Source organism: Sphingomonas sp. FUKUSWIS1 (assembly GCF_000733135.1).
GTDB classification, from domain to species: Bacteria; Pseudomonadota; Alphaproteobacteria; order Sphingomonadales; family Sphingomonadaceae; genus Sphingomonas; species Sphingomonas aerolata.
Genome location: NZ_JPJC01000129.1, coordinates 15210 through 18238, shown reverse-complemented (window position 1 = coordinate 18238; position 3029 = coordinate 15210). Strand labels below are relative to the sequence as shown.

The window sequence follows — 3029 nt, the reverse complement described above, 5'->3', positions numbered from 1 at the left end:
CCTCGAGCCGCTCGATCGCGGCGGGCTTCTCGATCTTGGCGAGCAGCGCGGCCTTGCCGCCGATCAGCTTGCGCGCCTCCCACAGATCCTCGGGGCGCTGGACGAACGACAGCGCGATCCAGTCGACGCCCTGGTCGACCGCGAAGTCGAGATCGCTGCGATCCTTCTCGGTCAGCGCGGCCATCGGCAGGACGACGTCGGGAACGTTCAGCCCCTTGTTGTTCGACAGTGCGCCGCCGACCTCGACCCTGGTCGTGATTTCGCGCGGGCTGTGCGAGACGACGCGCAGCACCAGCTTGCCGTCGTCGAGCAGCAGGCGCGCGCCCGGCTCGATCGCGGCGAAGATCTCGTCATGCGGCAGCTCGACGCGGGTCGCATCGCCCGGCGTCGTGTCGCGGTCGAGCACGAAGGTCGAGCCGGTTTCGAGCACGGTGCGGCCGCCGTCGAACTTGCCGACGCGCAGCTTGGGCCCCTGGAGATCGGCGAGGATCGTCGAGGGACGACGATATTGCTTCTCCAGCGCGCGAATCGCCTGGATCACCGCGATCTTCGACTGCTGGTCGCCGTGACTCATGTTGATGCGGAACGCGTCGGCGCCGGTGCGGAACAGCGTCGCGATCATCTCGGGCGTGCTGCTGGCAGGGCCTAGCGTCGCGAGGATGCGGACTTTGCGCGAGCGGGGTGCGATGGCCATGGTCATGCGTTGCGTTTCCTGGGGGAGGTCTTTGCCGCCACGGGCCTTAAACCCTATCTCGGTGGGATCAACTACGGAGCATACGAATGAACCACGATAGCGACACGCTGGACACACTCGACGATGCCGTAGCGGCGCAGGCCTTTCGCCGGCTGATCCGCCACCTGCGCCACCGCGACGATGCGCAGAATATCGACCTGATGGGTCTGGCGGGATTTTGCCGCAACTGCCTGTCCGACTGGGTCGAGGAGGCTGGTGGTCTCGACAAGGATGCAGCGCGCGAGGCGGTGTACGGCATGCCCTATTCGCAGTGGAAAGCGCAGCATCAGGGCGACGCCACGCCCGAGCAGCTCGAGCGGATGAAGGCCAGCGTCGCCAAGAATGCGGTCGTCTGACCCGGGGTCGCTTGAGCCGCGAACGGTTACCGCCTAGACGCGGCGCCGCACTTGCAGCGGCGCGATTCATCGGCGGTCCTTGGGACCCCGGTCGCCGCATGCGGGTCTGTGTTTCGAGCGAATGGGGACGAGTATCATGACGGACGAACGCCAACACGGCATGGGCGGCGGCGCGGTCGCAGCGGACGAACTGCGCCTGCTGATCGAGCGCGCCGAGCGTCTCGAAGAAGAGAAGAAGGGTATTGCGGACGACATCAAGGATGTGATGGCCGAGGCCAAGGGGCGTGGCTACGACCCCAAGGCGATCCGCAAGATCCTGTCGATCCGCAAGAAGAAGAAGGAAGAATATCAGGAGGAGGAGGCGATCCTCGAGGTGTACCTCCAGGCTCTGGGGATGATCTGACGATCGGTCTCTGCGCGGTGTCTCCCTCGCGATGCGTCATCGACGCCGGGGTGGACGCCGCGTCAACGTCGACGCGGTACCGGTGAGCCATGCTCGTATCGATCGCGGCGGCGTCATTTCTGTTTCTGGTGATCAACGCGGTCACGGTCGCTGCGTTCGCGTTGGATAAGCGCCGATCGCTGGGTGGCGCATGGCGCATCCCCGAATCCCGTTTGCTCTGGTTCGCAGCGCTCGGTGGCAGCCCCGGCGCCTTCTGGGCGCGCCGTCGATTTCGCCACAAGACCCGCAAGCAGCCGTTCGTCGGCCGGCTGCAGATGATCGCGATCGTGCAGATCGGCGTGGTCGCCGGACTGGTCTTCGCTTTCGCGTTCTAGTTAAGCCGCCTCTGCCGGCAGCGTCGTCCAGCCGAGTCCCGGAATCGTGATCGAGCGCTTGCCCGCCAGGTCTGTGCGGCAGACGATCAGGTTGCGGCTTTCGATATAGCCGATCAGGCGCTTCACGCGGCCGAGCGAGCTGGTGCCGTAGGTTGCGGCGATGCGCGCGTCGGAGGGGCAGGGTTCGCCCTCACGCGCGGCGCGGGCGACCAGCAGGAACGCGCCGAGCATGTCGTCGGGCAGCCCGCTCGCGACGTCGAGCGCGGCGGTCCACGCCTCGTCGGTCATGTCGAAGATCCCGGCGCGTGCGCAGCTCAGCCGGCGGACGAAGCCCGGCAGATCGAGCGGGGGCTTGGCGAGGCCGCCCATCCGGCATCGCACCTGGAAATCCTGGAACAGCACCGAGGGCGGGCGCAGCGTCGATTCGGGATCCTCGACGATCGCGCGGAACACGTCGGCATAGACCGCCTCGACCTCGTCGTCGGTCTTCTCGGGCGGCGGGGGCGCGGCGGTGCGCGGCTCGGGCGGGCGGGCGATACCGTCGAGCAGTTCTTCCGCCGGCACGCGCCGCGGCCGCGAATCGAAGAGCAGGCCGAGTTCGGGCGCGTCGACCACGGGCTCGGAGAGCAGGTCCTGCAGGTCCATCGGCGCGGCGCTGGGGAGCGGGGTCAGCTTGGGGCTGCCGCTGCGCGCCGAGGTGGCGACGTCGCCGATCTTCACGGTGATGGGGCGGCGCGAGACCGCGGGGCCGAGCGCCATGAAGGTGCCGCGCTGGAGGTCGCGGATCGCCTCCGCCTGACGCCGCTCCATGCCGAGTAGATCGGCGGCGCGTGCCATGTCGATGTCGAGGAAGGTGCGGCCCATGAGGAAGTTCGACGCTTCCGCTGCGACGTTCTTCGCGAGCTTCGCCAGACGCTGGGTCGCGATCACGCCGGCGAGACCACGCTTGCGGCCGCGACACATCAGGTTGGTCATCGCCGCGAGCGAGGCACGGCGTACCTCTTCGGACACTTCGCCGCCGGTGACGGGCGCGAACATCTGCGCTTCGTCGACGACCACGAGCACCGGATACCAATGCTCGCGCGGCGCATCGAACAGCGCGGAGAGGAACGATGCGGCACAGCGCATCTGCCCTTCGACCTCGAGCCCCTCGAGGCTGAGCA

General features: G+C 67.7%; 5 protein-coding genes. 3 read left to right on the top strand and 2 right to left on the bottom strand.

Translation table 11 applies throughout. From position 1 onward, the window contains the following. Positions 1–700, bottom strand: a 700-nt coding sequence (locus tag sphsw_RS18825; RefSeq protein WP_042466963.1) for a pyruvate kinase, incomplete at its 3' end; no start/stop codon positions are given. Between the two features lie 80 nt (positions 701–780). On the opposite strand from sphsw_RS18825, the gene sphsw_RS09060 reads away from it, so the two are divergent. The 3 genes from sphsw_RS09060 (at position 781) to sphsw_RS09050 (ending at position 1866) form a co-directional block, all read left to right on the top strand. After that, positions 781–1089, top strand: coding sequence for a DUF1244 domain-containing protein (locus sphsw_RS09060; RefSeq protein WP_031440324.1), 309 nt, complete (start codon positions 781–783; stop codon positions 1087–1089). A 160-nt stretch (positions 1090–1249) separates the two neighbouring features. Continuing rightward, entirely contained in the window at positions 1250–1492 is a 243-nt protein-coding gene (locus sphsw_RS09055; RefSeq protein WP_197975315.1) for a DUF2312 domain-containing protein, read from the top strand. Positions 1493–1581: 89 nt separating this feature from the next. Continuing rightward, entirely contained in the window at positions 1582–1866 is a 285-nt protein-coding gene (locus sphsw_RS09050; RefSeq protein WP_031440323.1) for a DUF1294 domain-containing protein, read from the top strand. Here sphsw_RS09050 and sphsw_RS09045 read toward each other — a convergent pair. Continuing rightward, positions 1867–3029, bottom strand: a 1163-nt coding sequence (locus sphsw_RS09045; RefSeq protein ID WP_042466960.1) for an ATP-binding protein, incomplete at its 5' end; no start/stop codon positions are given.

Excerpts from the sequence above, each read along its gene's own strand:
- sphsw_RS09060 (WP_031440324.1), top strand. The coding sequence starts at position 781 with ATGAACCACGATAGCGACACGCTGGACACACTCGACGATGCCGTAGCG.
- sphsw_RS09055 (WP_197975315.1), top strand. The coding sequence starts at position 1,250 with ATGGGCGGCGGCGCGGTCGCAGCGGACGAACTGCGCCTGCTGATCGAG.
- sphsw_RS09050 (WP_031440323.1), top strand. The coding sequence starts at position 1,582 with ATGCTCGTATCGATCGCGGCGGCGTCATTTCTGTTTCTGGTGATCAAC.